This is a genomic window from Ramlibacter sp. 2FC (assembly GCF_005503345.1).
GTDB lineage: Bacteria > Pseudomonadota > Gammaproteobacteria > Burkholderiales > Burkholderiaceae_C > SCMQ01.
The window spans coordinates 64,578-89,977 of sequence record NZ_SCMM01000013.1 but is presented as its reverse complement, the minus strand read 5'-3'; the positions used below and the strand labels follow the sequence as shown (position 1 = coordinate 89,977).

The window sequence follows — 25,400 nt, the reverse complement described above, 5'->3', positions numbered from 1 at the left end:
GGCTCGCGCGTGATCTCCACGCCTATGCCGGGGCGCACCGAGGGCAGGGTCTCGCCCGCTCCGCGCAGGCATTCGCCGGCGAAGAACTTGAAGATGGCGCCGGCGCGCGCGGCCTCGCCTATGCCTTCGGCGCGGGTCTTGCCCTCCTCGCGCGCCAGCAGGGTGCCCAGCTCTTCCTTGCGCGCCAGGATCTCGCTGCCTATCTTGTCCAGCGCATCGAAGCGCGCCTGGATGCCGCTGGTGGCCCAGGCGGGAAAGGCCGCCCGGGCCGCGCGCACGGCCGCGTCGAGCTGGGCCGTATCGCCCTGCGCGTACTCGCCGATCACGTCGGCCAGGTTGCTGGGGTTCAGGTTGGGCGCGTAGCCGGCGCCGGCCAGCCATTCGCCGTTGATGAGGTTGTCGTGTTTGGAGGTCATGAGGGATTACGAGGCGGTGCTCGGTATCAGCGCTTGCGCGCCTTGTCGATCTCGGCAAAGAATTCGCGCGCCACGTCTTCGCCGGCGCCGGCCGTGTGCTTGGCGATGACCGGCTGCAGCTTGTCGCGCATGCGGGCCCTTTCCTGGGGCGAGACCTCGTTGATCTGCATGCCGAGCTTGGTCAGCTCCTCGCGCAGCCTGGCGTTGAGCTCGCGGCTGGTCTTGCGCTCGAAAGCGGTGGCCTCGGCGGCGGCCTCCTGCAGCGCCTTCTGGTCGACCGGCGAGAGCCGGTCCCAGAACTTGCGCGACGCCGTGAGCACCAGCGCGTCGTAGGCATGGCCGGTGGTCGACAGGTATTTCTGCACGTCGTAGAACTTCTGCGCGTGCACCACGGTGTAGGGGTTCTCCTGCGCATCCACGGCCCTGGACTCGAGCGCCGTGAACAGCTCGGTCACCGCCATGGGCACGGGGTTGGCGCCCAGGCCGCCGAACATGTCGATGTACAGGCTGTTCTGCATGGTTCGGATCTTCAGGCCCGCGATGTCCTCGGCGCGCGTGACCGGCCGCTTGCTGTTGGTGACGTTGCGAAAGCCGTTCTCCCAGAACGCCAGGCCCACCAGGCCCTTGTCCGGCAGCTTGGCCAGCAGCTTCCGGCCGAAGGGCCCGTCCAGCACGGTGTCGGCCTCCTTCTCGCTCGCGAACGAGAACGGCAGGCCCAGCACGCCGAAGTCCTTCACCAGCCCGGCCAGGGTGGCGGTCGAGGGGGCGGTGAACTCCTGGGTGCCGCCCTGCAGCGCCGACTGCATCTGCACATCGCTGCCGAGCTGGCCGGCCGAGTACACGGCCACCTTGATGCGCCCCGCCGTCTTGGCCTCGACCAGTTCGGCGAACTTGCGCGCGCCCAGGGTCTGGGGATGGCTGTCGGGAAGGCTGGTGCCGAACTTGGCCAGGATCTCCTGCGCGCCGGCCAGGGCGCTGCCGGCCAGGGCCGCCACCAGCAGGGCCAGTTTCCATGCTTTTTTCATGATCGTCTCCTATTGCTTGGGGGTTGAACTGAGGCCGTACAAGCCGGCCGCGTTGTCGCAAAACAGGGCCAGGCGCTGCTCACGCGGCAGGCCGGCCGTCAAGGTCTTGAAGCCCTGGAAGATCTGATCCAGCGAGGCCACCAGCCCATCGACGGGATGGTTGCTCGCGAACATGCAGCGCTGCCAGCCGAAGATGCGGATCGCATCGCCGACCACGCCTGTCTGGAGCTCGGGCGTCCAGCGCCGGCCCGCGACGCCCAGGCCGGAAATCTTGAGGAACACGTTGGGCTGCCCGGCCATTGCCTCCAGCGCGCGGCGCCAGGCGGCGAGCGAAACCGGGTCGCGTTCGGCCGGCAGGCCAGCGTGGTTGATCACGATGCGGGTACGCGGAAAATCGCGCGCCAGTTCGGCCGCCTCGGCAAAGTGCCACCAGGGTGCCTGCAGTTCGAACATCAGGCCGGCCGCCTCCAGCCTGGCGTAGCCGGCGCGCCAGCGCGGGCAGCGCATGGACCCGGGCGCCGCGTAGTCCGGCCGGTGCGCGTCCCGGGCCACGCTGCGGGGCTTGTGCCGCACGCTGCGCACCAGGGGCAGCTGCGCGTAGGCGGCCAGCAGCTCGTCCAGGTCGTCGCGGTCGAGCCAGGCCTGGGCCGCCATCGCATGCGGTGCGCCGGTCTGGCTGGCCAGGGCCTGAACCCAGCGCGCCTCGCCCGCCGCGTCCTGCGGATCCCATTCGCCTTCCATCAGCACATGGCGCAGCACCCGATGAGGGCCGACTTGGCGGCGGTAGTCCTCGGGCAGGAAACTGCGGCAGATCGCGCTGTAGTCGCCGTAGCGGAAGGGAATCAGCGGCCGCTGTTGCAGCCAGGGATGGGGGTTCAGCGCCAAGTCCCAGAAATGGTGGTGGGCATCGACGATGGGCAGCAGCCGCTCATCCCCCGTCGCGAGGAACTCCGCCCTCGCCTGCGCCAGGTCGCCTGGGCTCATGCGGCTATCCTGTAGAAGCGCAGCGCGTTGTCGGCCATCACGGCGCGCTGCTGGGCCGGCGTCAGGTCCTGCAGCATGCGCAGCATGCCGCTCACCAGTTCCCGGTAGCCGACGCGCAGGCCCGCCACCGGGAAGTTGCTGGCGAACATGCAGCGCTGCCAGCCGAAGATGGCCAGGGTCTCGCGCACGATGCGAGCGTTGTCCGCCCAGTGCCAGGCGCGGTCGCGCAGGCCGAACTCGGACAGCTTGACGTGCACGTTGGGCTGGCGCGCGAGCACCGCCATGGCGTCGCGCCAGCGCTTGAGGCCCTCCTCGCTGCGATCCCAGGCGAAGCCATGGTGGTTGAGAGCTATGGGCAGCTGGGGAAACTGCGCTGCCACCTCGGCCGCCTCGGCCAGGTGCCAGGACGGCACGCGCAGGTCCCAGCTCAGACCGAGCTGGGGCAAGAGCGACAGGCCGCGCAGCCAGGCCTCGTCCTGCATGGTGCCGGGCTGGCCGCGCACGGATTCGACGGGCGATTCCGCGGTCACGGGCTTGCTGCGAATCCCGCGCACCAGCGGATAGCGCAGGTGCTCGCGCAGCCGCTCGTCGGTTTCGGGCCGGTCCAGCCAGGCATGGGCCACCACGGCGTTGGGAAAGCCGTGCTCGGCATGCTGCTCGTGCAGCCACGCGGTCTCGGCCAGCTGTTCGCTGCGGTCGCGCTCGGCCTCCACATGCACGGTCGCGATCACGCGGCAGCCGGCGCTGGCCTCGCGGTAATGCGCGGGCAGGAAATCCTGGCACAGCGCCCGGTAGTCGCCCAGGAAGAACTTGTCGGCGTCGTAGTCCTGCTGCAGCCAGGGGTAGCGGCCGCGCGACAGGTCCCACAGGTGATGGTGCGCGTCGACGATGGGCATGTCCTGCAGCAGCGGGTTCGAAGCTTCCATGTCTGCCCCCTTCTTGCTGTCAGCGCGCCTGGAGCACCGCGTCCACCAGCTGCGTGCCGTGCTTTTCGGCGAACAGCTGCTTGATCGGCTCGGCCACCAGCTTGCGGAACGGCTCGGGGTTGATGTTCTCCTCGACCTGTACGCCGTTGGCGCGCAGGAAGGCGATGTCGCCGGCCTCGCTCTTGCGGATCAGCTCGCGCTGGAGGCTGCCGGCGGCCAGCGCGGCTTCCGTCAGGGCCTGCTGCTGGGCGGGCGAGAGCGAGGCGAACTTCGCCTTGTTCATCACCACCGGCATGGCGGTGTAGGCGTGGCGCGTCATCGACATGTACTTCTGCACCTCGTAGAGCTTGGCGCCGCGCACGATGCCCACCGGGTTCTCCTGCCCGTCCACGGCCTTGTTCTCCAGCGCCGAGAACACCTCGGCGATCGGCATCGGCGTGGGCGCCGCGCCGAAGATCTGGAAGGCCTTGAGGTGGGCCGGGTTGGGCGTGGTGCGAATCTTCAGGCCCTTGATGTCCTCGGGCTGGCGCACCGGCCGGCGCGAATTGGTCAGGCTGCGAAAGCCCACCTCCCAGTAGGCCAGGCCCTTGAGGCCGTGGCCCTCCAGCTCGTCGAGCAGGTCGCGGCCGATCGCGCCGTCCAGCACCTTGTAGGCGTGCTCGGCGCTCGCGAAGATGTAGGGCAGGTCCAGCACGTTCATGCGCCCCACCATGCCCGTGAAATAAGGCGTGCCCGAGGTGCACAGGTCGATGGTTCCGCCGCGCACGCCGGCAATGGCCGTGTTGTCGTTGCCCAGCACGCTGGCCGGGTAGACCTGGATCTCCACCTGGCCGCCGGTGCGGGCCTTGACTTGGCGCGCGAACTCCAGCGCCGCGGCATGCTGTGTCTCGGCTTCGGCGCCCGAATGCGCCAGGCGCAACTTGACAGCCTGGGCCTGGGCGAGCTGGGGCAGCGCCAGCGTCATGGCCAGCAGGCTGCCGGCGATGGTGGTGATGGCGCGCAGCGTTGTGCGGCGAATCTTCATGGTATGTCTCCAGTTTCTTCTCGTGGACCAGGGTTTCGAAGGCTCAGTGCTGCCACACATAGGAGGAATCGGGCTCGCGCAGGGTTTTGATCTCCTGCTCAAATTCGAAACTGTCGAGGTTGAGGCGACGCACCGTCTCGTCCTGGAACGAGATGTAGGCCGCGCGGTCGGACGGATGGAAGGACAGGGCCAGCGGATTGCTGGGCAGGGCGAAGCAGCGCTGCTCTTCCAGATCGGTGCGGAAAATGGACAGCGACTGCTCGCCCGAGTTGGTGGTGAGCAGCAGGTCCTGCCCCTGCGCGCCGCGGAACCGATAGACCCGGTTCGGGTCGCGCCGGGTCTTGCCCCGGGCCACGACCTTCATGCTGGCCGTGTCCACGGCCACGATGCTGTCGTCGCCGCGGTTGGCCACGTAGAGCAGCGACTCGTCCGCCGACAGCACATTGCCTTCCGGCACCGGCCCCGGCACCATGGCCACTGGTGCGAAGGTCGGGTCGTTGGGCTTGATCTTGGTGACCGTGTTCGACAGCAGGTTGAGCGCATAGGCCGTCTGCGCATCGCGGGTCAGCGCAAACAGATGGGTCTTGTAGCCGCCCGAGGGCACGGCCAGGTCGGGCACATGGCGGTTGACCGGGTCGGAGAAGCGCAGCAGCACGTTGTGCGCTTCCGACATGACGTAGAGCCGCCCCTCGCCGTCGACCGTCAATCCGTGCGGGCGGTAGTAGGGCCAGAGGTTCAGCGTGGCCACATGCTCGCGCCGGTCCAGGTCGATCACGAACACCGAGTGCCCGCCCGCATCGCCTAGGTGGCTGGCGGTCTCTATGCCGTAGTGGCCCACGTAGGCGCGCCGGCGCAGCGGATCCACCGTGAACTCATGCGGAAAATTGGGCAGAACGATGTGCTTGTCGGCCTTGCCGGTGGCCAGGTCGTAGAAGCTGAAGGTGTGGGCGCATTTCTGCACCAGCAACAGGGTTTCGCGGGTCATGATGAGGCTCTGGGGAGTTGGATCGTCTCTAGCGGAACCAGCCGGCCGGCACGGTGACCAGCGAGGGGAACAGCACGAACAGGAACAGCAGCACGGTCTGCGCCGCCAGGAAGGGCCAGACGCCCTTGATGACGCCGTCCAGGCCGGTCCTGGCCACGCCGGCGACCACGTTGAGCACCGTGCCCACGGGCGGCGTGAGCAGGCCGATGGCATTGTTCATGATGAACATCACGCCGAAGTAGATCGGGTCTATGCCGGCCTGCTTGACCACGGGCATCAGGATGGGCGAGAGGATCAGCACCGTGGGCATCAGGTCCAGGGCGGTGCCGACCACGATCACCAGGATCATGATCACGAACATCAGCAGGATCGGGCTGTCCATGAAGGGCTGCAGCAGCGCCGTGGCCTGGGCCGGGATGTCCGCAATGGTGATCAGCCAGGCCGAGACCAGGGCGCAGGCCACCAGGAACATCACCGTGCTGGAGGTCTTGGCCGCGGTCAGCATCAGCTCGGGCACCTGGTGCAGTTTGAGCTCGCGGTAGACGAAGCGGCCCACCAGCAGCGCATAGACCACGGCAACCACGGCGGCCTCGGTGGGCGTGAACACGCCGAACTTCATGCCCCCGATGATGACGCCGGGCAGCGCCAGCGCCCAGACACCGTCCACCAGGGCGCGGCGCAGCTTGGCGACGTCGAACCTGCGGTCCGTGGCGATGGGCTCCTTCTTCGCGCAAAGCCACCAGGTGAAGGCCAGGGCCGCGGCCATCATCAGGCCCGGGAAGATGCCGGCCAGGAACAGCTTGGTGATCGACACCTGGGCCGCCACGCCGAACACCACGAAGGCGATCGAAGGCGGGATGATGGGCGCGATGATGCCGCCGGCCGCGATCAGGCCGGCCGAGCGCGGCACGTCGTAGCCGGCCTGGCGCATCATGGGAATCAGCAGCGCCGCCACGGCCGCGGTGTCCGCCACCGCCGAGCCGGAGATGCTGGCCACGATCACGCAGGCCAGGATCGCCACGTAGCCCAGGCCGCCGCGCACATGGCCCACCAGGGCCTCGGCCACGGAGACGATGCGCCGCGACAGGCCGCCCGCGTTCATCAGCTCGCCGGCCAGCATGAAGAAGGGCACGGCCATCAGCGGGTAGTTGTTGACGCCCTCGAGCAGGTTCTGCGCGAGGATCTGCGTGTCGAAGCTGTCGAGGTGGACCATCAGCGCCACGCCGCAGGCCAGCAGCGCGAACGCGATGGGCATGCCCAGCGCCATGGCGCCGAGCAGCGAGAACAGGAAAACGGAGATGGTCATGACGGGCTCGCTTTCATTCGCCGGCGCTGACGGCCTGCGGCACCAGTTCCTCGCGGCCCATGCGGCCGGCCAGCTGGCGCGCCAGCGACAGAGCCAGCATCAAGGCCATGCCGGCGCTGCTGATCAGCAGGCACAGGTAGACCACGCCCAGCGGCAGATCGGTCACCGGCGCGCGGTTGTCCATGCCGATCACCACCTGCTTCCAGGCCCCGTGCGCCAGCAGCACGCAGCAGCCCAGCGTCAGCGCGTCGGAGGCGAAGCGGCAGATGCGCTGGCCGGTCTCGCCCAGCCGGTCGACCAGGCTGGACATGCCCAGGTGAGCCTTGTCCTTCATCACCACCAGGGCGCCGATCAGGGTCAGCCACATGAAGACGAAGCGCGACACCTCCTCGGAGAACACGATGCCGGAATTGAAGGCATAGCGCAGCACGACGTTGCCGAACACCAGCACCACCATGACGGCGAGCAGGGCGATCAGCAGCCACTCCACGCCGCGCGTGAACAGATGGGATCTCATAAGAACTCCTGCGCCTGCGCTTACTTGACCGCGTCCACCGCGGCCAGCAGCTCGGGGCCGTTCTTGGTCACGTAGGCCTTGCGCACGGCGTCGCCGACGATGGCCTTGAACGGCGCGGGGTCGTAGCTCTCGATCACCGACATGCCGCGCTTGCGCAGGTCGGCGATGATGCCGGCCTCGTTCTTCTGGTTGCTGCTGCGCTGGAACAGCTTGGCATCGTTGGCGCTGTCGACCAGCGCCTTCTGCAGCTCGGGCTTGAGCGCGTCGAACTTGGGCTTGCTGAACACCACCGGCATCGCGGTGAAGGCATGGCGGGTCATGGTGAGGTGCTTTTGCACTTCGTAGAACTTGGCCGCATGGGTGATGTCGACCGGGTGCTCCTGCGCATCCACCGCGCCCGATTCCAGGGCCTGGTAGAGCTCGCCCAGCGGCATGGGCAGCGGGTTGCTGCCCAGCATCTTCCAGGCCTGGATGTGGACCGGGTTGCCCATGGTGCGGATCTTCAGGCCCTTGACGTCGTCGGGCGTGCGCACGGCGCGGTTCTTGGTGGTGATGGATCGGAAGCCCACCTCCCAGAAGGCCAGGGGCTTGAGGCCGTGCGACTCCAGATCCTTCATCAGGCGCTGGCCGATCTCGCCGTCCACGGTGGCGTAGGCATGGGCCGGATCGCGGAACAGGAAGGGAATGTCGAGCAGCTCGAACCTGGAGGCCAGGCCCGAGAAATTGCCGCTGCCGGCCATCATCATGTCGATGGTGCCGCCGCGCACCGCGCCCAGCACGGTGGAGTCGTTGCCCAGCTGGCTGCTGGGGTAGACCTGAACCTCGAGCTGGCCCTTGCTGCGCTCCTTGACCAGCTTGGCGAACTCCAGGGCTGCCTGGTGCTGCGACGCGGTCTCGGGCCCGGCGTGGGCGAAGCGGATCCTGGTGGTCTGGGCCTGCGCGGTCACGGCTGCCGAGAGCATCAGGGCCGAGGCGGCGAGCTTGAGGAAGGTGAGTCGTTTCATGTCTGTCTCCGGTGGTGGTTCTAGGACACGTCCGGGGGTACGGGCGTGCGCCGTCGCGGGCGCGCGGATGCGGCCCGTTCGCCTGCCCCGGGGCTGCGGGGCAGGCTGGTTTTCGCTTGAGTGGCGGGGAAAGCCCCCCGGGGTTGCTACTCGCCCCAGCGCAGCACCAGCGGGTCGAGCCGGCGCGCGATGTCGATGAGCTGGCGGCGCACTTCGGGGTGCATGGCGGGCCAAGGATGGCGCGGCGCGTCGCAGGCGATCACGCCGCCTTCTTTCATGAGTGCTTTGGCGGCCAGGAAGCCGGCCTGGCGGTTCTCGTGGTTGATCAGAGGCAGCCAGCGCTGGTAGAGCTCGAAGGCCAGGTCGCGCTTGCCCTGGCGGTGTGCCTCGATGATGGGGCGTATGCCGTCGGCGAAGCCGCCGCCGGTCATGGCGCCGGTGGCGCCGGCCTCCAGGTCGGCCAGCAGGGTGATGGCCTCCTCGCCGTCCCAGGGGCCCTCGATGGCCTCGCCGCCCAGGCGGATCAGCTCGCGCAGCTTGCTGGCGGCGCCGGCCGTCTCGATCTTGAAGTAGGCCACATGCTCGATCTCCTTGGCCATGCGCGCCAGGAAGGCGGGCGACAGCGGCGTGCCGGCGGCCGGCGCGTCCTGGACCATGATGGGGATGTCCACAGCATGAGACAGGCGGGCGTAGAACTCGTGGATCTGCGCCTCGCCGAAGCGGAATGTGGCGCCGTGGTAGGGCGGCATCACCATCAGCATGGCCGCGCCCATGGCCTGGGCGCGGCGGCTGCGCTCGACGCACACCTGCGTGCTGGTGTGCGTGGTGGTCACGATCACGGGCACGCGGCCGGCCACGTGCTCGAGCACGGTGCGCGTGAGCAGCTCACGCTCGTCGTCGGCGATCAGGAACTGCTCGGAGAAGTTGGCCAGGATGCACAGGCCGTCCACACCCGAGTCGATCATGAAATCGATGCAGCGCTTCTGGCTGGCGAGGTCCAGCGAGCCATCCTCGTGGAAGGTGGTCGGCGCCACCGGGAAGATGCCGCGAAAGCGGGGGTTGGAGAGTCCGCGCATGGTGCTTTTCCCTTGGCTCACTCGATGATGTTGAACTGGTCGAGGAACTCGGTCTTGAGCGTGAGGCCCAGGCCCGGCTTGTCGTCGTCGAGCTGCAGGAAGCCGTTGTCGGCCACCGGCTCGCCGTCGAAGATGTAGTAGAAGAGCTCGTTGCCCACCTCGACGTCGAACATCGGGAAATACTCGCTCATGGGCGAGGCCAGCGAGCTCATGGTCAGGTGGTAGTTGTGCATCTGGCCGGCGTGCGGGATCACGGGCACGCTGTAGGCCTCGCACAGCGCGTTGATCTTGTGCGCGGCCGTGATGCCGCCCACGCGGTTGGTGTCGTACTGCACCACCGACACGGCCTTGCGCTCGAGCAGCTGCTTGAAGCCGTAGAGCGAGAACTCGTGCTCGCCGCCCGAGATCGGGATGCTGGTGAGCTGGTTGAGCTCGGCATAGCCGTCGATGTCGTCGGCGATCACCGGCTCCTCCACCCAGCGCGGCTCGAATTTCTCGAGCTTGGGCAGGATGCGCTTGGCGTACTCGACGTTCCAGCCCATGTAGCACTCGAGCATCAGGTCGTTGTCGTAGCCGATCACCTCGCGCAGCGCCGCCACGGCCTTGAGGTTTTCCGCCACGCCCTTGGTGCCGTGCGCCGGGCCGTAGCCGAAGCGCGACTTGAACATGGTGAAGCCCTGCTTGAGGTACTTCTCGGCCTCGGCCTGCATCTCCTGGATGTCGGTGCGGTAGAGCTTGGAGTAGTAGCAGGGAATTTTTTCCTTGGTGCGCCCGCCCAGCAGCTTGAACACCGGCTTGTTCACGCTCTTGCCCAGGATGTCCCAGATCGCCAGGTCGACGGCCGAGATGGCCGCCATGGTCACGCCCTTGCGGCCCCAGGCATGGGTCGCGCGGTACATGCGCTGCCACAGGTATTCGTAGTCCCAGGGGTCCTGGCCGATGACCAGCGGCGCGAGGTATTCGTCGATGATGGCCTTGGCGATGCGCGGCGCCAGGGCCACGTTGCCCAGGCCGACGATGCCCGAGTCGGTCTCGATCTCGACCACGGTCCAGGAATGGAAGCGGAAGGTGCTCATGGTCTCGGTCTTCGAATAGACCAGGTCCATGGCGTTGGAGCAGAAGTTGCCCTGGGGAGGAACGGTCTTGCCCTTCCACTCGAAAACACGGGCGCGTACGGATTTGATCTTCATGGCGGTCTCTCAGTCGTTGAGGCCTGCCGCACCCATGCGGCAGGCGATTTGGAATGCATTGCTCATGGCGTTGGCGTCGGCCCGGCCCTGGCCGGCGATGTCGTAGGCCGTGCCGTGCGCCGGCGTGGTGATCGGGATCGGCAGACCGCCCTGCACGGTCACGCCCTTGGAGAAGCCCATCAGCTTGATCGCGATCTGGCCCTGGTCGTGGTACATGGTCACGATGGCTTGGTACTCACCGGCCTGCGCCTTGAGGAAAATGGTGTCGGCCGGGAACGGGCCGGCGATCGGCAGACCCTCGGCATTGAGCTCGCGCACGGCCGGCTTGATGATCTCGACCTCCTCGCGGCCGCAGGTGCCGCCGTCGCCGCCATGCGGGTTGAAGGCCGCGACGGCCACCCTGGGCCGGGCCATGCCGCTGGCCTGCAGCGAGCGGTAGATCAGCCTGGCCGCGTCCTTGACGCGGTCCTTGCTCAGGTAGCCTGCGGCGTCCTTGAGCGGGATGTGCGAGGACACGCGCGAGGTCCAGAGCTCGCCCAGGGTGTTGAACTCGCAGAAATAACCGCTCACGCCCAGGTACTCGGCGAAGTGGTGCAACTCGTCCTCGTGCTTCAGGCCCCCCTGCTTCATCGCATGCTTGTTGAGCGGCGCGAAGCAGATGGCGTCGATCTCGCCGCGCTGGGCAGCGTCCATGCAGGCGTTGAGCACCTTGAGCACCGAGGCGCCGCCGGCAGCCTGGGCCTGGCTGCGCTGAACCTGGCTCTCTGCGACCGTGTCCATGGCGACGAAGGCCGGGCGCGTGCGGTCGGCTCGGCCGCGCACCGCGGCCAGGCTGGGCTGCGGCTCGGTGGCGACCTGCACGCCGGCGATGCGCTGGCCCTCGGCCCAGAGCCATGGGTCGCCGACCAGCACCACGTTGGCGCTGCGGGTGGTCTCGGGGCGGGCCAGCAGGCGGGCGATCAGTTCGGGGCCGATGCCGGCCGGGTCGCCCAGCGTCAAGGCCACCACGGGAAGCTTGGGTTGCGTCATGGCCCTCAGTCCAGCTTGATGTTGTTCTTCTTGATGATGTCGCCGAAGCGCCGGTACTCGGCCGCATGGAACTGCGCGAACTGTGCCTGGGTCATAGGCGCGACCTCCGAACCCAGGCCTTCGAGGCGGGACCGGGTTTCCGGCATGGCCAGGATCTTGCTCACCTCCTCGTGCACGCGCTCCTGCACCGCCTTGGGCGTGCTGGCCGGCATGTAGAGGCCGTACCAGGCGCTCATCTCGACACCCTGCACGCCCGACTCGGCCAGCGTCGGCACATTGGGCAACTGGGGATTGCGCTTGGCGGCGGCCACGGCCAGGGGCTTGAGCTTGCCGCTGCGGATGTGGCCGATCACCGAAGGCAGGGTGTCGAAGCTCATCTGCACCTGGCCGCCTATCAGGTCCACCGTGGCCGGGGCGCTGCCGCGGTAGGGGATGTGGGTGATGAACACGCCCGCCACGTCCTTGAACAGTTCGGCCGCGATGTGCTGGGTGCTGCCGGCGCCGCTGGTCGCGTAATTGAGCTTGCCGGGCTGGCTCTTGGCCAGCTTGATCAGCGACTGCGGCGAATCCACCGGCAGGCTGTTGGTCACGACCAGCACGTTGGGCACGGCGCCGACGAAGGCCACGGGCACCAGGTCCTTGTTGCTGTCGTAGCCGAGCTTGAGCAGGTGCGGCGCGATCGCGTGGGCGGTGGACACGCCCATCAGCAGGGTGTGGCCGTCGGTGGACTTGGCCGTCACGTCGGCGGCCAGGGTGTTGGAGGCGCCGGGCCGGTTTTCCACCACCACGGGCTGCTTGAGCAGCGGGCCCAGACGGTCGCCGATCGCACGCGCCATGGCGTCGGTGCCGCCGCCCGGCGCGGAACCCACGAGGATGCGCACCGAGCGGCCGGGCCATTCCTGGGCCTGGGCCGCGCCCGCAAGCGCCAGCCCCGCCAGCGCCGCCATCCACCATTTCTTCATCTTCATGCCTGTCTCCTACGCACAAAAGGTCATTGATGAAGGCGATGGTAGGCCTCGGATTAAATAACGTAAATTGAAAGTTTGATATTTATTGATATCCTCAGGCTATCAAATATGGACACAAACCCTAGGTCGATCCAACTGCTCAATCGCCTGCGCATGCGCCAGGTATCGCTGCTACTCGCGATCGAAGAGCAAGGCACCCTGCGCGGCGCCTCGGCGCAGCTGGGCATGACCCAGCCGGCGGCCACCAAGATGCTGCACGAGCTGGAGGACGCGCTCGGCCAGGCGCTGTTCGACCGGGTCGGCCGCGGCCTGCGCCTGACCGAGGCGGGGCGCTGCGTGCTGGCCTATTTCCACGGCATGCGCGGCACGTTGGAGGCCCTGGGCCGGGAGCTCAAGGCGCTGCACCAGGGCAGCGCCGGCAAGCTGTCGATCGGCAGCATCATGGCCGCCTCCCCTGCCCTGCTGACCGGCGCGCTGATCCGACTCAAGGCGCTCTACCCGCTGCTGTCGGTGGAGATCACGGTGGGCACCAGCGACCGGCTGCTCGAGCTGCTGCAGCAAGGTCAGCTGGACCTGGTGGTGGGCCGTGTGACCGGGATTTCGGCGGACGAACACCTGTTCACGCCCGTCGCCGAGGAGGCGCTGTCCGTGGTGGCGGCGGTCGAGCACCCGCTGGCGGCCAGGCCCAACCTGGCCTTCAAGGCACTGCTCGCCTATCCCTGGATCCTGCAGCCCCGGGGCAGCCCGCTGCGCGAGGTGATGGAGCAGGAGTTCCGCTCGCACCAGGCGCCGCTGCCGCAGGGCCTGATCGAAACCGCGTCCATCCTCACCACCACCAACCTGATCGCCCAGAGCCAGATGATCGCGGTGATCCCGGAGACCATCGCCTCGCGCTACGAACAGCACGGGCTGCTGCGCGTGCTGCCCTATGCGCTGCGCCACCGGCTCGAGTCTTTCGGCAGCATCCTGCGGCGCGACCGGCCCGCCAGCGGTCCGGCGGCGCGCTTTCTGGCGCTGCTTCGCGAGACCGCTGCGCCGCTGGGCTGATCCCGCAGCGCCTGTTCCTGAATCAGAGCCGTCTCACGGGCGTTGCACCTCGCACCGCGGCAGGCGGTGCCCGGCGGGGGCTCGTAGCGGTGCGCGGCAAAGGCGTGCACGGGCAGGCCGCAGCGCTTCAATGAGGGCGGTCGCCGCTGCGCGTCGACTGCCCTGCGGTGCTCGGGCGCATGGCCCGCGGCATAACTCGCTACGCGCCGTTCCGGCGCTGCGCTCAAACAGATGCCGCGAGTCAGATCACGAAGCGCGCTGCGCGCGCGGCCATGCGCCCTGCGCTCCTCGGCACCCTCAAGGCGCGCTGCGGCCTGCCCGCGCACGCCTTTGCAGAGACGCTGTTGGCGCGCCAACAGTAACGGGCGCTACTTGGTCACTTTGCCGCGGCAGGCGGTGTCCGGTGGGGACGATTTCTGTGGCGGCGAGAAGCGCAGCGCCGGGGTCGGCGCGCGCAGCGCGCTTCGTGAACTGACTCGCCGCATCTGTCTGAACGGAGCGATCGAAGATCGCGCAGTGAGTTATGCGGCGCGACCCCGGTGCGAGCATCGCAGCGGAGTCGGCGCAGGGCGCCGACCGCCACAGTATGAGCCCCCGCCGGGCACCGCCTGCCGCGGCGCGAGGTGCAGCGCGATTAACCCGAGAACCAATCAAGCCAGCGTATAGGCCGTCTTGACCGTGGTGAAGAACTCCTGGGCATAGCGGCCCTGTTCGCGCGGTCCGTAGCTCGAACCCTTGCGCCCGCCGAACGGCACGTGGTAGTCCACCCCCGCCGTGGGCAGGTTCACCATCACCATGCCGGCCTGGCTGTGGCGCTTGAAGTGCGTGGCGTATTTGAGGCTGCTGGTGGCGATGCCGGCCGAGAGGCCGAATGGCGTGTCGTTGGCGCAGGCCAGTGCGGCTTCATAGTCCTTGACCCGGATGATGCTGGCCACCGGCCCGAAGATCTCCTCGCGGTTGATGCGCATGTCCTGGCTGCTTTCGCTGAACAGCGCGGGCGTCATGTAGTAGCCGTCGGTGGCGAGCTTGAGCCGCTCGCCACCGGCGGCCAGCAGCGCGCCTTCGCCCTGGCCGATTTCGATGTAGCTCAGGTCCTGCTCGAGCTGGCTCAGGCTGGCCACGGGGCCGATGTCGGTGCCCTGGGCCAGCGCGTCGCCCACCCTGATCTTCGCCATGCGCTCCTGCATGGCCGCGACGAACTTCGGGTAGATGCCTTCGGTGACGATCAGGCGGCTCGACGCGGTGCAGCGCTGGCCGGTGGAGTAGAAGGCGGACTGCACGCTGAGCTCCACCGCCTGGGCCAGGTCGGCGTCGTCGAGCACGACCTGCGGGTTCTTGCCGCCCATCTCGAGCTGCACTTTCTTGAGGTTCTGCGCGCAGGCCGCGGCGATGCGCGCGCCCACGCCCTGGCTGCCGGTGAAGCTGATGGCGTCTATGCCGGGGTGGTTGACCAGGGCGTCGCCGATGACGCTGCCGCGGCCCATGACGAGGTTGAAGACGCCGGCGGGGATCCCCGAGCGGCTGATGATCTCGGCCAGGGCCCAGGCGCAGCCGGGCACGAGGTCGGCGGGCTTCAAGACCACGCAGTTGCCATAGGCCAGAGCCGGGGCGATCTTCCAGGCAGGGATGGCGATGGGGAAGTTCCAGGGCGTGATCAGGCCAACCACGCCGACCGGCTCGCGCGTGATCTCCACGCCTATGCCGGGGCGCACCGAGGGCAGGGTCTCGCCCGCTCCGCGCAGGCATTCGCCGGCGAAGAACTTGAAGATGGCGCCGGCGCGCGCGGCTTCGCCTATGCCTTCGGCGCGGGTCTTGCCTTCCTCGCGCGCCAGCAGGGTTCCCAGCTCTTCCTTGCGCGCCAGGATCTCGCTGCCTATTTTGTCCAGCGCATCGAAGCGCGCCTGGATGCCGCTGGTGGCCCAGGCGGGAAAGGCCGCCCGGGCCGCGCGCACGGCCGCGTCGAGCTGGGCCGCGTCGCCCTGGGCGTACTCGCCGATCACGTCGGCCAGGTTGCTGGGGTTCAGGTTGGGCGCGTAGCCGGTACCGGCCAGCCATTCGCCGTTGATCAGGTTGTCGTGTCTTTGGGTCATGGTGTGTCTATGGTTTGGATGAAAGGAATCAGGTCACGGGCGCCGGGTTGAACAGCACCAGGGCGTTGTGCAGCTTCCACTGCTCGGCCCAGGTCTTCTTGCGGCCGCTGGCCACGTCGAGCAGGAAGCGGAACAGCTCCCAGCCCGTCTCTTCGATCGTGGCCTCGCCGTCGGCGATGCGGCCGGCGTTGATGTCCATCAGGTCGTGCCAGCGCCGCGCCAGGTCGCTGCGCGTGGCCACCTTGACCACCGGGCATTCGGCCAGGCCGTAAGGCGTGCCGCGTCCCGTGGTGAAGACATGCAGGTTCATGCCGGCAGCCAGCTGCAGCGTGCCGCAGATGAAGTCGCTGGCGGGCGTAGCGGCGTAGACCAGGCCCTTCTGCCCCGGCGCGAGCTTCTCGCCGGGCGCGAGCACGCTGGAGATGGGCGCGCTGCCGCTCTTGATGATCGAGCCCATCGCCTTCTCGACGATGTTGGACAGGCCGCCGGCCTTGTTGCCCGGCGTGGTGTTGGCGCTGCGGTCCACCCGGCCGCGGTCCAGGTAGCGGTCGTACCAGCCGAGCTCGCGCACGATGTCCGAAGCCACCTCGGGCGTGGCGGCGCGGCTGGTGAGCTGCTCCACCGCGTCGCGCACCTCGGTGTTCTCGCTGAACATGATGGTGGCGCCGGCGCGCACCAGCAGGTCGGCCGCAAAGCCCACGGCCGGGTTGGCGGTGACGCCGCTGAAGGCGTCGCTGCCGCCGCACTGCACGCCGACCACCAGCTCGCTGGCCGGCACGGTCTCGCGGCGGCGGTCGTTCAGGCGCTCCAGGTGCAGCAGCGCCGAGGCCATGATGGAATCGATCATGGACATGAAGCCCACGTGCTCTTCCGACTGCAGGCAGACCACGTCCAGGCCCGCCTCGGCGTTGACGCCCACGTCGGCCACACTGCGCTCGTCGACCAGGGGAATCGATCCGGGCGGCAGCAGGCGCTCGGGCTGCAGCTTCTCGCAGCCCAGGCTCACCACCATCACCTCGCCGCCGAAGTTGGGGTTCAGCGTGATGTTGCGCACGGTGCGGATCGGGATCACGGCGTCGGGCGCGTCGATCGCGACGCCGCAGCCGTAGGTGTGCTCCAGGCCCACCACGTCGTCGACATTGGGAAAGCGCGGCAGCAGCTCCTGCTTGATGCGCTGGACCGCGAACTCGACCACGCCGGCCACGCACTGCACCGTGGTCGTGATGGCCAGGATGTTGCGCGTGCCCACCGAGCCGTCGGCGTTGCGGTAGCCCTCGAAGGTGTAGCCCGTAAGCGGCGGCAGCTCGGGCGCGGGACGCGTGGCCATGGGCAGGCCCTCGAGCTCGCGCGCCGCCGGCATCTTGAGCAGGCGCTCGTGCACCCAGCTGCCGGCCGGGATGGCCTGGTGCGCGTAGCCTATGGTCACGTTGTAGCGGCGCACCGGCTCGCCCTCGGCGATGTCGACCAGCGCCAGCTTGTGGCCCTGCGGCACCTTGTCGCGCAGCGTGAGGCCCGAGGGGAACACGGTGCCCGCGGGCAGGCCACCATCGTTGGCCACGATGGCCACGTTGTCGGCCTCGTGCATGCGTATGGTCAGAGGCGGCTTGGGTGCTTGCGGTTGCATGGCAATGTCTTCAAAAACGACGAGACGGGGGCTCAGGCGCCATCACTTGAGCAGCGAGGGCAGCCAGAGCGAGAACGCGGGCACGTAGGTCACGGCCAGCAAGGTGGCGCCGAGCGCACCGTAGAACGGGCCTATGGTGCGCATCACCTGGCCCACCGAGATCTCCCCGATCGCGCAACCCACGAACTGCACCGAGCCGACAGGCGGCGTGTTCAGTCCCAGCGCGCAGTTGATCAGCATCACGATGCCGAACTGCAGCGGGTCCATGCCGAACTGCATCGCGATCGGCAGGAAGATCGGGGTGCAGATCAGGATGGTGGCAGCCATGTCGAGGAAGGTGCCCAGGATGAACAGCAGCACGTTGATCATCAGGAAGATGACCCAGGGGCTGGTGCTGATCATCTGCATCAGCTCGCCGGTCTTCTGCGGCACTTCGTACAAGGCCATGAAGTAGCCGAACGCCGCCGAGATGCCGATCAGCAGCAGCACCACGCCGGTGGTCTTGCAGGCCTTGGCGCAGGCCTTGAGGAAGTTGTGCCAGGTCAGCGAACGGTAGACGAACACCGTCACGACCAAGGCCCAGGCCACGGCGATCGAGGCCGACTCGGTCGCGGTGAAGGCGCCCGACAGGATGCCGCCCAGGATGATCACCACCACGAACAGGCCCGGCAGCGAGGCCAGGAAGGCGCTCAGCACCATGGCCCAGCCGGGGAACTTGCCACTGGTCGGGTAACCACGCTTGACCGCCACCCAGTAGGCGGCCGCCATGTTGCACACCGTCAGGATGATGGCCGGCACCAGGCCCGCCAGGATGAGCCCGAGCACGCTGACCGAGGCGATGCCCGCGGTGGCCAGGGTGAAGATGATCAGGTTGTGCGAGGTCGGCATGATGGCGCCGACCAGGGCCGCGTGCGTGGTCACGTTGACCGCGTAGTCGGCGTCGTAGCCCTCCTTCTTCATCAGCGGGATCATCACCGATCCGATCGCCGACACGTCGGCCAGCGGCGACCCGGCCACGCCGCCGAAGATGGTGCAGCCCAGCACGTTGCTCATGCCCAGGCCGCCGCGCACATGGCCGACCAGGCTGTTGGCGAAGCGCACGATGCGGTCGGCAATGCCGCCATAGAGCATGAGCTCGCCGGCAAAGACGAAGAAGGGAATCGCCAGAAAGCTGAACACCTGCATGCCGCCGACCATCTTCTGGAACACGACGGCGACCGGCAGGCCGGCGGCGAGGATGGTGGCGACCGACGACAGGCCGATCGCGAAGGCCACCGGCACGCCCAGCAGCAGCAGCACGGTAAAACTCAAGGCAAGAATGCTCAGTTCCATGCCGGCTCCACTTCCTCGCCGCGCAGCAGGGCGACGATATGTTCGATCGAAAACAAGACAATCAGGGCGCCGGCAATGACGACGGGCACGTAGTCGATGCCGTCCGGCACGGGCAGCATGGGTTTCTTCTCGGCCCACTTGGCGCTGGCCCATTGCCAGCCGCTGTGCACCATCAGCGCGCCAAAGCTGCCCACCAGCAGGTGGATCAGCAGCTCGATCCGGTGCTGCCATTTCTCGGGCAGCAGCCCGACCAGGGACTCGAGGCCGATGTGGCCGGCGTCGCGCACGCCCACGGCCAGGCCGAAGGCCGTCACGAACAGGACCAGCAGCATGGCGAGGGCCTCGGCCCAGGTCGGCGTGTCGTTGAAGACATAGCGGCCTATCACCTGCCATTGCACGCACAGCACGACCGCGATCAGCCCGATCACGGCCAGCACCAGGCTGAGCTTGGACAGCGCCGCACAGAATTTGGTGAACATGGTCTATTCCTCCAGCCGGACGCGCGCCCTGCCCGGCCCGGGGGCGCGGACGCAGGCGCGAGGCCCGGGCCTGGTATCGCGGATTACTTGGTGTCCTGCACGGCCTTGACCAGGCGCTTCATGTCGGGGGTGGTGATGAACTTGTCGTAGACCGGGCCCATCACGGCCTGGAACGAGGCCTTGTCGACCTCGACGATCTGGGCGCCGGCGGCCTTGACGCTGGCCAGCGACTTGGCTTCCTGCTCGTCCCACTTCTTGCGCTGGAACACGACCGACTCCTTGGCGGCGGCACGAATCATGTCCTGCTCGGCCTTGGGCAGCTTGTCCCAGACGATCTTGGACATCACCAGGATCTCGGGCGCCATGGAGTGCTCGGTCTTGGAGTAGACCTTCACGGCCTCGACATGCTTGGCCGTGTCGAACGAGGGGATGTTGTTCTCGGCGGCGTCGATCAGGCCGGTCTTGAGGCCGGTGTAGACCTCGCCATAGGGCATGGGCGTGGCGTTGGCGCCCATGGCGCTGACCAGCGACACCCAGAGGTCGGACTGCTGCACGCGGATCTTCAGGCCCTTGGCGTCGGCCACGGTCTTGATCGGCTTCTTGGCGTAGATCGAGCGCGCGCCGCTGTCGTAGAAGGCCAGGCCGATGAAGCCGGCCGACTCGCAGCTCTTGAGGATTTCCTCGCCGGCCGGGCCGTCCAGCGAATGACGCATGTGCTCGACCGAGCGGAACAGGAAGGGCATGGTCGGCACCATGGTCATGGGGCAGATCGAGTTCATGGGCGCGACGTTGACGCGCGTCATGTCGAGCGCGCCGATCTTGACCTGGTCGATGGTCTCCTTCTCGGAGCCGAGCGCGGCCTTGTTGAAGACCTTGATCTTGTGCTTTCCGCCACTCTTTTGCGCCAGCAGCTCGCCCATGTGCTTGACGGCCGCCACCGTGGGGTAGTCATCGGCATTGTGGGTGTCGGACGAACGGAACTCGGTGGCCTGGGCGGACAGGGCCAGGGCGCCCAGCAGGGCCGCCAGCAGTTTCGGCAGGGTCTTCATGTTGTCTCCTTCGGACAGTGGTTGGAAATAAGAGCAGGAATCAGCAAGCGGAGAACGCTGCGCCAAGAAAGCGCGGCTCGGACAGGCCCGGCGCGCCAGGCTGCAGCGCCAGCACGGCGCCACTGACGGCGCGCTCGCCGGGGGGCACCGGGGTCGGCTGTATCGAGGTCACGAACAGGGTGCGCAGGTCCGGCCCGCCGAAGGCGCACATCGAGGGCTTGGAGACCGGCACGGCAAGCGACTCGACCAGACGCCCCTCGGGATCGAAGCGGTGCACCAGGCCCGCGTCGTTGGCGCAGATCCAGTAATGACCCTGGGCGTCGACCGCGGCGCCGTCGGGCCGGCCCGGCAGCGGCGCCATGTCGACGAACAGGCGCCGCCCCGACAGCCGGCCGGTTTCGGCATCGAAGTCGAAAGCCCAGATCTTCTGCACCGTGGGGTGCGAGTCGGACAGGTAGAGCGTGCGGCCGTCGGGGCTGAAGCCCAGGCCGTTGGGCGTGACCAGCCCCTCGACATGGGGCCCGGTCAGGCCGCGCGCGTCCAGACAGTACAGGCCGCCGAGCGGCACGGCGAGCGACATGTCCATCACCATGCTGCCGACCCACAGCCGGCCCCGGGCATCGCAGCGGCCGTCGTTGAAGCGCATGCCGGGCGCCGGGTGGGCAAGCTCGGCCAGCAGCCGCACTTCGGCCTGCGGCGGCGCGCCCAGGGTGACGGCGAAGATGCCGCTCTCCATCGCGGCGACCAGCCCGCCGTCCTCGGCCAGGGCGATGCAGCCCACGCGCTGCGGCAGGTCCCAGCTCAGGGTCTCGTTGCGCAGGCGGTCCCAGCGGCGGATGTGGCGGCCCTCGATGTCGACCCAGTACAGCGCCTGGGCCCGGGCGTCCCAGACCGGCGACTCGCCCACGCGGTCGCGCGTGGGGGCGACGATTCGAACCTCGCTCATCTGCGGGGCCACCGTCACTCGAGGGGACCGGTGCGCACGAAGGCGCCGCCCTGGTACTGCACGGCGGGGTCGCCGAGGTCGGGCTGCGGCGTGCGCGCGTAGACCGCGTCGCGGAAGCGGTCGGAGCTGTCCTGCGGCCGGTAGCCGACATGGCGGGCCTGGCTGTTGTCCCACCAGGTCACGGCGTTGTCCGACATGCCGAAGATGATGCTGTGGCCCAGCACCGGCGTGGTCAGGCAGGCCGTGACCAGGCGATGCAGGTCGTCGTAGCTGAGCCAGGTGGCGAGCATGCGCCGGTCCTTGGGTTCGGTGAAGGAAGAACCTATGCGCACGCAGGCGGTCTCTATGCCATAGCGGTCGAAGTACAGACGCGCCAGATCTTCGCCGAAGGCCTTGCTCAGGCCGTACAGGCCGTCCGGGCGCGGCGGGTGGCTGGCGTTGATGGTCTCGTCCTGGCGGTAAAAGCCTGTGACATGGTTGGAGCTCGCGAACACCACGCGCCTGGCCCCTTGCTTGCGCGCGGCCTCGTAGAGGTTGTAGGCACCCACGATGTTGGCCTGCAGGATGGGCCCCCAGGGCGCCTCGACCGACACTCCGCCCAGGTGCACGATGGCCTGCACCCCTTCCACCATGGCGTGCACCGCGGCAGCGTCGGCCAGATCGGCCTGCACCAGCTCCTCGCCCGGCTGCGCCGGGCCCAGGTCCGCCAGGTCCGTGAGGCGCAGCACCTCGCAATTGGCCTTCAGCCTCTCGCGCAGCACCTTGCCCAGGCCGCCTGCGGCACCGGTGAGCAGCAGCCGCTCATGCACTTTGATCGTCATGGACCCATCTCCTTTGGCGTCGATGAACCCGGAGGTTCGTATGTTATCTGTTGTCTGATGACTATGGATTCTGTATGCTTAGGTTTCCGCTGTCAAGCCCATTTACCCACGGCCACCATGCAAGCACCCGCTCCCCCGTCCCCCGCTCCGGCGGCACCGGCACGCCGCTCCCGCGGCCTGGTCAGCGGCGTGGTGGACAGCCTGGCCACCGGCATCCGCCAGGGCCAGCTCAAGGCCGGCGACAAGCTGCCGACCGAGGCCGAGATCATGACCCGCTTCGACGTCAGCCGCACCGTGGTGCGCGAGGCCATCTCGCGCCTGCAGGCCTCTGGCCTGGTCGAGACGCGGCACGGCATAGGCACCTTCGTGATCGAGCCGCCGGCACCCGGCAACTTCCGCATCGCGCAGGAGGACCTCGCCACCGTGGCCGACGTGATCGCCCTGCTGGAGCTGCGCATCAGCCTGGAGACCGAGGCCGCCGGCCTGGCCGCGCAGCGCCGCACCGAAGCCCACCTGGAGGGGATGGCGTCCGCGCTGCGCGCCTTCCAGCAGTCGATCGAGAGTGAGTCGGACGCCGTGCCCTCGGACTTCCAGTTCCACATGGAGGTGGCGCGCGCCACCGGCAACCGGCATTTCGCGGACCTCATGACCTACCTGGGCACCATGGTCATCCCGCGCACCCGCATCAACACACCCGGCCAGGCGCCCGAGGGGCGGCTGAGCTACCTGCAGCGCGTGCATGGCGAGCACGAGAGCATCTTCAACGCGATCCGCAACCAGGACACCGAGGCCGCGCGCGCCGCCATGCGCACCCACCTGAGCAACAGCCGCGAACGCCTGCGCCGGAGCCAGCCCGCCGACGCCTGACAAGGGGCCGGCCCGGTTGCCTCGGCATGCCTCGGCATGCCTCATGTTGTACGATGTCTGCCAACATTTAATCGACCCCAAAAATGAGTCCCAAGCCCCGACCCACCTTCCCGCACGGCGCCACCGCACCCGCATGCGGGTCGCGCCCAGGGCCGGCGACGACGGCCTGCTGCGCTGAGCAGGTTGCCGCCACACCCGATCCACTTCAACCCCTACAAACGACAGGAGCATCGCTATGAAACTCGGATTCATCGGTCTCGGCATCATGGGCGCCCCCATGGCGGGCCACCTGCTGGCGGCCGGCCACGAGCTGTTCGTGCAGTCGCGCAGCGGCGCGCCGGCCGACCTGCTGGCGCAAGGCGCCAAGGCCTGCGCCAGCGCCGCCGAGGTGGTCAGGCAGGCCGACATCGTGTTCACCATGGTGCCCGACACCCCACATGTGGCCGATGTGCTGTTCGGCGAGAACGGCATCGCCCAAGGCCTGAAGGAAAGCGAGCGCGGCGCTGACGGCAGCGTCGGCAAGGTGGTGGTCGACATGAGCTCGATCTCGCCCATCGCGACCAAGGATTTCGCCGCGCGGATCGAGGCCCTGGGCTGCGACTACCTGGACGCCCCGGTCTCGGGCGGCGAGATCGGCGCCAAGGCCGCCAGCCTGACCATCATGGTCGGCGGCCGCGAAGCCGTGTTCGAGCAGGTCAAGCCCCTGTTCGAGCTCATGGGCAAGAACATCACGCTGATCGGGCCTCATGGCAGCGGCCAGACCTGCAAGGTGGCCAACCAGATCGTCGTGGCCCTCAACATCGAGGCCGTGGGCGAGGCCCTGCTGTTCGCGGCCAAGGCCGGCGCCGATCCGGCCAAGGTGCGCCAGGCGCTGATGGGCGGCCTGGCCACCAGCCGCATCCTCGAGGTGCATGGCGAGCGCATGATCAAGCGCCAGTTCAACCCGGGCTTTCGCATAGCGCTGCACCAGAAGGACCTGAACCTGGCGCTCGAGGGCGCCCGCGCCATGGGCCTGTCCCTGCCCAACACCGCCAGCACGCAGCAGCTCATGAGCAGCTGCGTGGCCCATGGTGGCGGCGGCTGGGACCATTCCGGCCTGGTGCGCGCGCTGGAGATGGCCGCCAACTTCCAGATTGCCAAGGGCTGAGTGCCCAGGGATGACCCAGCCATGAACCTTCCCGTCAACCGCTTCAAGCACGCCGTGCAGTCCGGCCAGAAACAGATCGGCCTGTGGTCACACCTGTGCAGCAACATCAGCACCGAGATCCTCGCCGGCTGCGGCTTCGACTGGCTGCTGCTCGACATGGAGCACTCGCCCAACGAAGTGCCGACCATCCTGTCCCAGCTGCAGGCCATGGCGGGGGGCACCGCCACCCCCATCGTCCGCCCGCCGTGGAACGACATGGTGACCTTCAAGCGGCTGCTGGACATTGGCGTGCAGACCCTGCTGGTGCCCTATGTGCAGACCGAGGAAGAGGCGCGCAACGCCGTCGCCTGGACGCGCTACCCCCCGCTCGGCGTACGCGGCTACGCCGGCGCCCCGCGCGCCAGTGACTACGGCCGGGTCAAGGATTACGGCAAGCGCTGTGCCCAGGAGTTGTGCCTGCTGGTGCAGGTGGAGACCGTGCAGGGCCTGGAGAACCTCGAGGCGATCTGCCGGGTCGACGGCATCGACGGCGTGTTCATCGGGCCGGGCGACCTCGCCGCCGCACTCGGTCACTTGGGCAACCCCAAACACCCCGAGGTGCTGGCCGCGATCGACGACGCGGTGGCGCGCGTGCGCGCCTGCGGCAAGGCCGCCGGCATCCTGACCGGCGACGAGGCGCTGGCCAGGCATTACGTGGACATCGGCTGCCTGTTCGTCGCCGTGGGCGCCGACCAGAACCTGCTGCGCAACAGCGCCGAGGCCCTGGCCGGGCGCTTCAAGGGCTGAGCGCGCGCGCGGTCGCGATGCCGTAGATCGTCGGGCCCATCGCGCCCGGTCAGTCTTCGAGCAGGCGGCACAGCGCCTGCAGGTCGTCCACCGTGGCGTGCGGCGCCCGGGCCGCATGGACCCAGGCCTGGCCCTCGCGGTTCACCCAGGCCATCTGCATGCCGGCGTCGAGCGCGCCCAGGCCGTCCAACTGCGCGTCGTCGCCGATGTGCAGCACCTCGCACGGCGCCACGCCCGCGGCCCGCGCCGCGGCCTCGAAGATGCGCGCATCGGGCTTGCCCACGCCGAATTCGCGCGCGCTGACAGCCGCATGGAAATGCCGGCCTATGCCCACGCGGTGCACGTCGGCATTGCCGTTGGACAGGGCGACCACCGGGTAGCGGCGGCTCAGGAACTCGAGCGCGGGCAGCGCGTCGTCGAAGAAGTCCACGCGCTGGCGCTCGGCAAAGAAGACCTCGAAGGCCGGCTGCGCCAGGGCCGGGTCCTCGCCGGCCTGCGCCAGCACCAGGCGGATCGCCTCCAGGCGCAGCGCGCTCATGTCGTGCGCAAGCTCGGGGCGCAGGCGGTCGATGCGCCCACGCAATTCGCGCAGCGCGTCGCGCTCGGCGCACAGGGCCGCCGTGGCCGGCGCATGGGCCTCGAACCAGGCCTGCAACGCGGCCTCGGCGCGTTCTATGGTCGGCCAGATCGGCCACAGGGTGTCGTCGAGGTCGATCGTGACGGCGCGGATCTCGGATACATCGATCATAGGTCGGTGAGAAT

At 68.3% G+C, this 25,400-nt stretch carries 25 protein-coding genes; 4 read left to right on the top strand and 21 right to left on the bottom strand.

Annotation, left to right across the window (positions count from 1 at the left end):
* The 13 genes from FFS10_RS08165 to FFS10_RS08105 form a co-directional block, all read right to left on the bottom strand.
* A partial coding sequence (locus FFS10_RS08165; RefSeq protein ID WP_137893402.1) for an aldehyde dehydrogenase family protein occupies positions 1 to 416 on the bottom strand: 416 nt, incomplete at its 3' end.
* Between the two features lie 26 nt (positions 417 to 442).
* Positions 443 to 1,441 (bottom strand): TRAP transporter substrate-binding protein, encoded by a 999-nt coding sequence (locus FFS10_RS08160; protein ID WP_137893400.1) that lies wholly within the window; start codon positions 1,439 to 1,441, stop codon positions 443 to 445.
* Positions 1,442 to 1,450: 9 nt separating this feature from the next.
* Entirely contained in the window at positions 1,451 to 2,425 is a 975-nt protein-coding gene (locus FFS10_RS08155; protein WP_137893398.1) for an amidohydrolase family protein, read from the bottom strand.
* Complete coding sequence (locus FFS10_RS08150) at positions 2,422 to 3,351, bottom strand: amidohydrolase family protein (RefSeq protein ID WP_137893396.1); 930 nt, start codon at positions 3,349 to 3,351, stop codon at positions 2,422 to 2,424. Before FFS10_RS08150 ends, FFS10_RS08155 begins: the two co-directional genes overlap by 4 nt.
* A gap of 19 nt (positions 3,352 to 3,370) precedes the next feature.
* On the bottom strand, positions 3,371 to 4,375 hold the full coding sequence (locus FFS10_RS08145; RefSeq protein ID WP_137893394.1) for a TRAP transporter substrate-binding protein: 1,005 nt from the start codon (positions 4,373 to 4,375) through the stop codon (positions 3,371 to 3,373).
* 43 nt (positions 4,376 to 4,418) lie between these two features.
* Entirely contained in the window at positions 4,419 to 5,360 is a 942-nt protein-coding gene (locus tag FFS10_RS08140) for a YncE family protein (RefSeq protein ID WP_137893392.1), read from the bottom strand.
* A 28-nt stretch (positions 5,361 to 5,388) separates the two neighbouring features.
* The gene (locus FFS10_RS08135) at positions 5,389 to 6,666 is read right to left on the bottom strand and encodes a TRAP transporter large permease subunit (RefSeq protein WP_137893390.1); all 1,278 of its coding nucleotides are present in this window, start codon (positions 6,664 to 6,666) and stop codon (positions 5,389 to 5,391) included.
* A gap of 13 nt (positions 6,667 to 6,679) precedes the next feature.
* Complete coding sequence (locus tag FFS10_RS08130) at positions 6,680 to 7,183, bottom strand: TRAP transporter small permease (protein ID WP_137893388.1); 504 nt, start codon at positions 7,181 to 7,183, stop codon at positions 6,680 to 6,682.
* 20 nt (positions 7,184 to 7,203) lie between these two features.
* A complete protein-coding gene (locus FFS10_RS08125; protein WP_137893386.1) occupies positions 7,204 to 8,187 on the bottom strand; it encodes a TRAP transporter substrate-binding protein in 984 nt (327 codons plus the stop codon).
* Positions 8,188 to 8,333: 146 nt separating this feature from the next.
* On the bottom strand, positions 8,334 to 9,263 hold the full coding sequence (locus FFS10_RS08120; RefSeq protein WP_137893384.1) for a dihydrodipicolinate synthase family protein: 930 nt from the start codon (positions 9,261 to 9,263) through the stop codon (positions 8,334 to 8,336).
* Positions 9,264 to 9,280: 17 nt separating this feature from the next.
* Complete coding sequence (locus tag FFS10_RS08115) at positions 9,281 to 10,453, bottom strand: L-rhamnonate dehydratase (RefSeq protein ID WP_137893382.1); 1,173 nt, start codon at positions 10,451 to 10,453, stop codon at positions 9,281 to 9,283.
* A gap of 9 nt (positions 10,454 to 10,462) precedes the next feature.
* Positions 10,463 to 11,482, bottom strand: coding sequence for a 4-hydroxythreonine-4-phosphate dehydrogenase PdxA (locus FFS10_RS08110; RefSeq protein WP_137893379.1), 1,020 nt, complete (start codon positions 11,480 to 11,482; stop codon positions 10,463 to 10,465).
* 5 nt (positions 11,483 to 11,487) lie between these two features.
* Complete coding sequence (locus FFS10_RS08105; protein ID WP_502702709.1) at positions 11,488 to 12,450, bottom strand: Bug family tripartite tricarboxylate transporter substrate binding protein; 963 nt, start codon at positions 12,448 to 12,450, stop codon at positions 11,488 to 11,490.
* A 108-nt stretch (positions 12,451 to 12,558) separates the two neighbouring features.
* Between FFS10_RS08105 and FFS10_RS08100 the strand changes: the two genes are divergently transcribed.
* Positions 12,559 to 13,497, top strand: a complete 939-nt coding sequence (locus FFS10_RS08100) for a LysR family transcriptional regulator (protein ID WP_137893377.1) — start codon at positions 12,559 to 12,561, stop codon at positions 13,495 to 13,497.
* A gap of 650 nt (positions 13,498 to 14,147) precedes the next feature.
* On the opposite strand, the gene FFS10_RS08095 is transcribed toward FFS10_RS08100, so the two are convergent.
* From FFS10_RS08095 to FFS10_RS08065, 7 genes are all read right to left on the bottom strand, one after another.
* On the bottom strand, positions 14,148 to 15,587 hold the full coding sequence (locus tag FFS10_RS08095; RefSeq protein ID WP_137893375.1) for an aldehyde dehydrogenase family protein: 1,440 nt from the start codon (positions 15,585 to 15,587) through the stop codon (positions 14,148 to 14,150).
* A 28-nt stretch (positions 15,588 to 15,615) separates the two neighbouring features.
* Entirely contained in the window at positions 15,616 to 17,211 is a 1,596-nt protein-coding gene (gene garD / locus FFS10_RS08090; protein ID WP_137893373.1) for a galactarate dehydratase, read from the bottom strand.
* Between the two features lie 42 nt (positions 17,212 to 17,253).
* Positions 17,254 to 18,543: a TRAP transporter large permease gene (locus FFS10_RS08085; protein WP_137893371.1), complete on the bottom strand. Its 1,290-nt coding sequence runs from the start codon at positions 18,541 to 18,543 to the stop codon at positions 17,254 to 17,256.
* Positions 18,534 to 19,022, bottom strand: coding sequence for a TRAP transporter small permease (locus FFS10_RS08080; RefSeq protein ID WP_137893369.1), 489 nt, complete (start codon positions 19,020 to 19,022; stop codon positions 18,534 to 18,536). Before FFS10_RS08080 ends, FFS10_RS08085 begins: the two co-directional genes overlap by 10 nt.
* Before the next feature lie 83 nt (positions 19,023 to 19,105).
* Positions 19,106 to 20,071: a TRAP transporter substrate-binding protein gene (locus FFS10_RS08075; protein WP_137893366.1), complete on the bottom strand. Its 966-nt coding sequence runs from the start codon at positions 20,069 to 20,071 to the stop codon at positions 19,106 to 19,108.
* Positions 20,072 to 20,111: 40 nt separating this feature from the next.
* Entirely contained in the window at positions 20,112 to 21,017 is a 906-nt protein-coding gene (locus FFS10_RS08070; RefSeq protein WP_137893364.1) for an SMP-30/gluconolactonase/LRE family protein, read from the bottom strand.
* 14 nt (positions 21,018 to 21,031) lie between these two features.
* The gene (locus FFS10_RS08065; protein WP_137893362.1) at positions 21,032 to 21,838 is read right to left on the bottom strand and encodes an NAD-dependent epimerase/dehydratase family protein; all 807 of its coding nucleotides are present in this window, start codon (positions 21,836 to 21,838) and stop codon (positions 21,032 to 21,034) included.
* Between the two features lie 117 nt (positions 21,839 to 21,955).
* Here FFS10_RS08065 and FFS10_RS08060 point away from each other — a divergent pair, with 117 nt between their 5' ends.
* From FFS10_RS08060 to FFS10_RS08050, 3 genes are all read left to right on the top strand, one after another.
* Complete coding sequence (locus tag FFS10_RS08060) at positions 21,956 to 22,705, top strand: FadR/GntR family transcriptional regulator (RefSeq protein ID WP_137893360.1); 750 nt, start codon at positions 21,956 to 21,958, stop codon at positions 22,703 to 22,705.
* A gap of 235 nt (positions 22,706 to 22,940) precedes the next feature.
* On the top strand, positions 22,941 to 23,852 hold the full coding sequence (locus FFS10_RS08055) for a 2-hydroxy-3-oxopropionate reductase (protein WP_137893358.1): 912 nt from the start codon (positions 22,941 to 22,943) through the stop codon (positions 23,850 to 23,852).
* Positions 23,853 to 23,873: 21 nt separating this feature from the next.
* Positions 23,874 to 24,638 carry an aldolase/citrate lyase family protein gene (locus tag FFS10_RS08050; RefSeq protein ID WP_137893356.1) on the top strand — a complete coding sequence of 255 codons (765 nt, stop codon included), beginning with the start codon at positions 23,874 to 23,876 and terminating at the stop codon, positions 24,636 to 24,638.
* Between the two features lie 49 nt (positions 24,639 to 24,687).
* On the opposite strand, the gene FFS10_RS08045 is transcribed toward FFS10_RS08050, so the two are convergent.
* The gene (locus FFS10_RS08045) at positions 24,688 to 25,386 is read right to left on the bottom strand and encodes an HAD family hydrolase (RefSeq protein WP_137893354.1); all 699 of its coding nucleotides are present in this window, start codon (positions 25,384 to 25,386) and stop codon (positions 24,688 to 24,690) included.
* Positions 25,387 to 25,400: the final 14 nt, after the last annotated feature.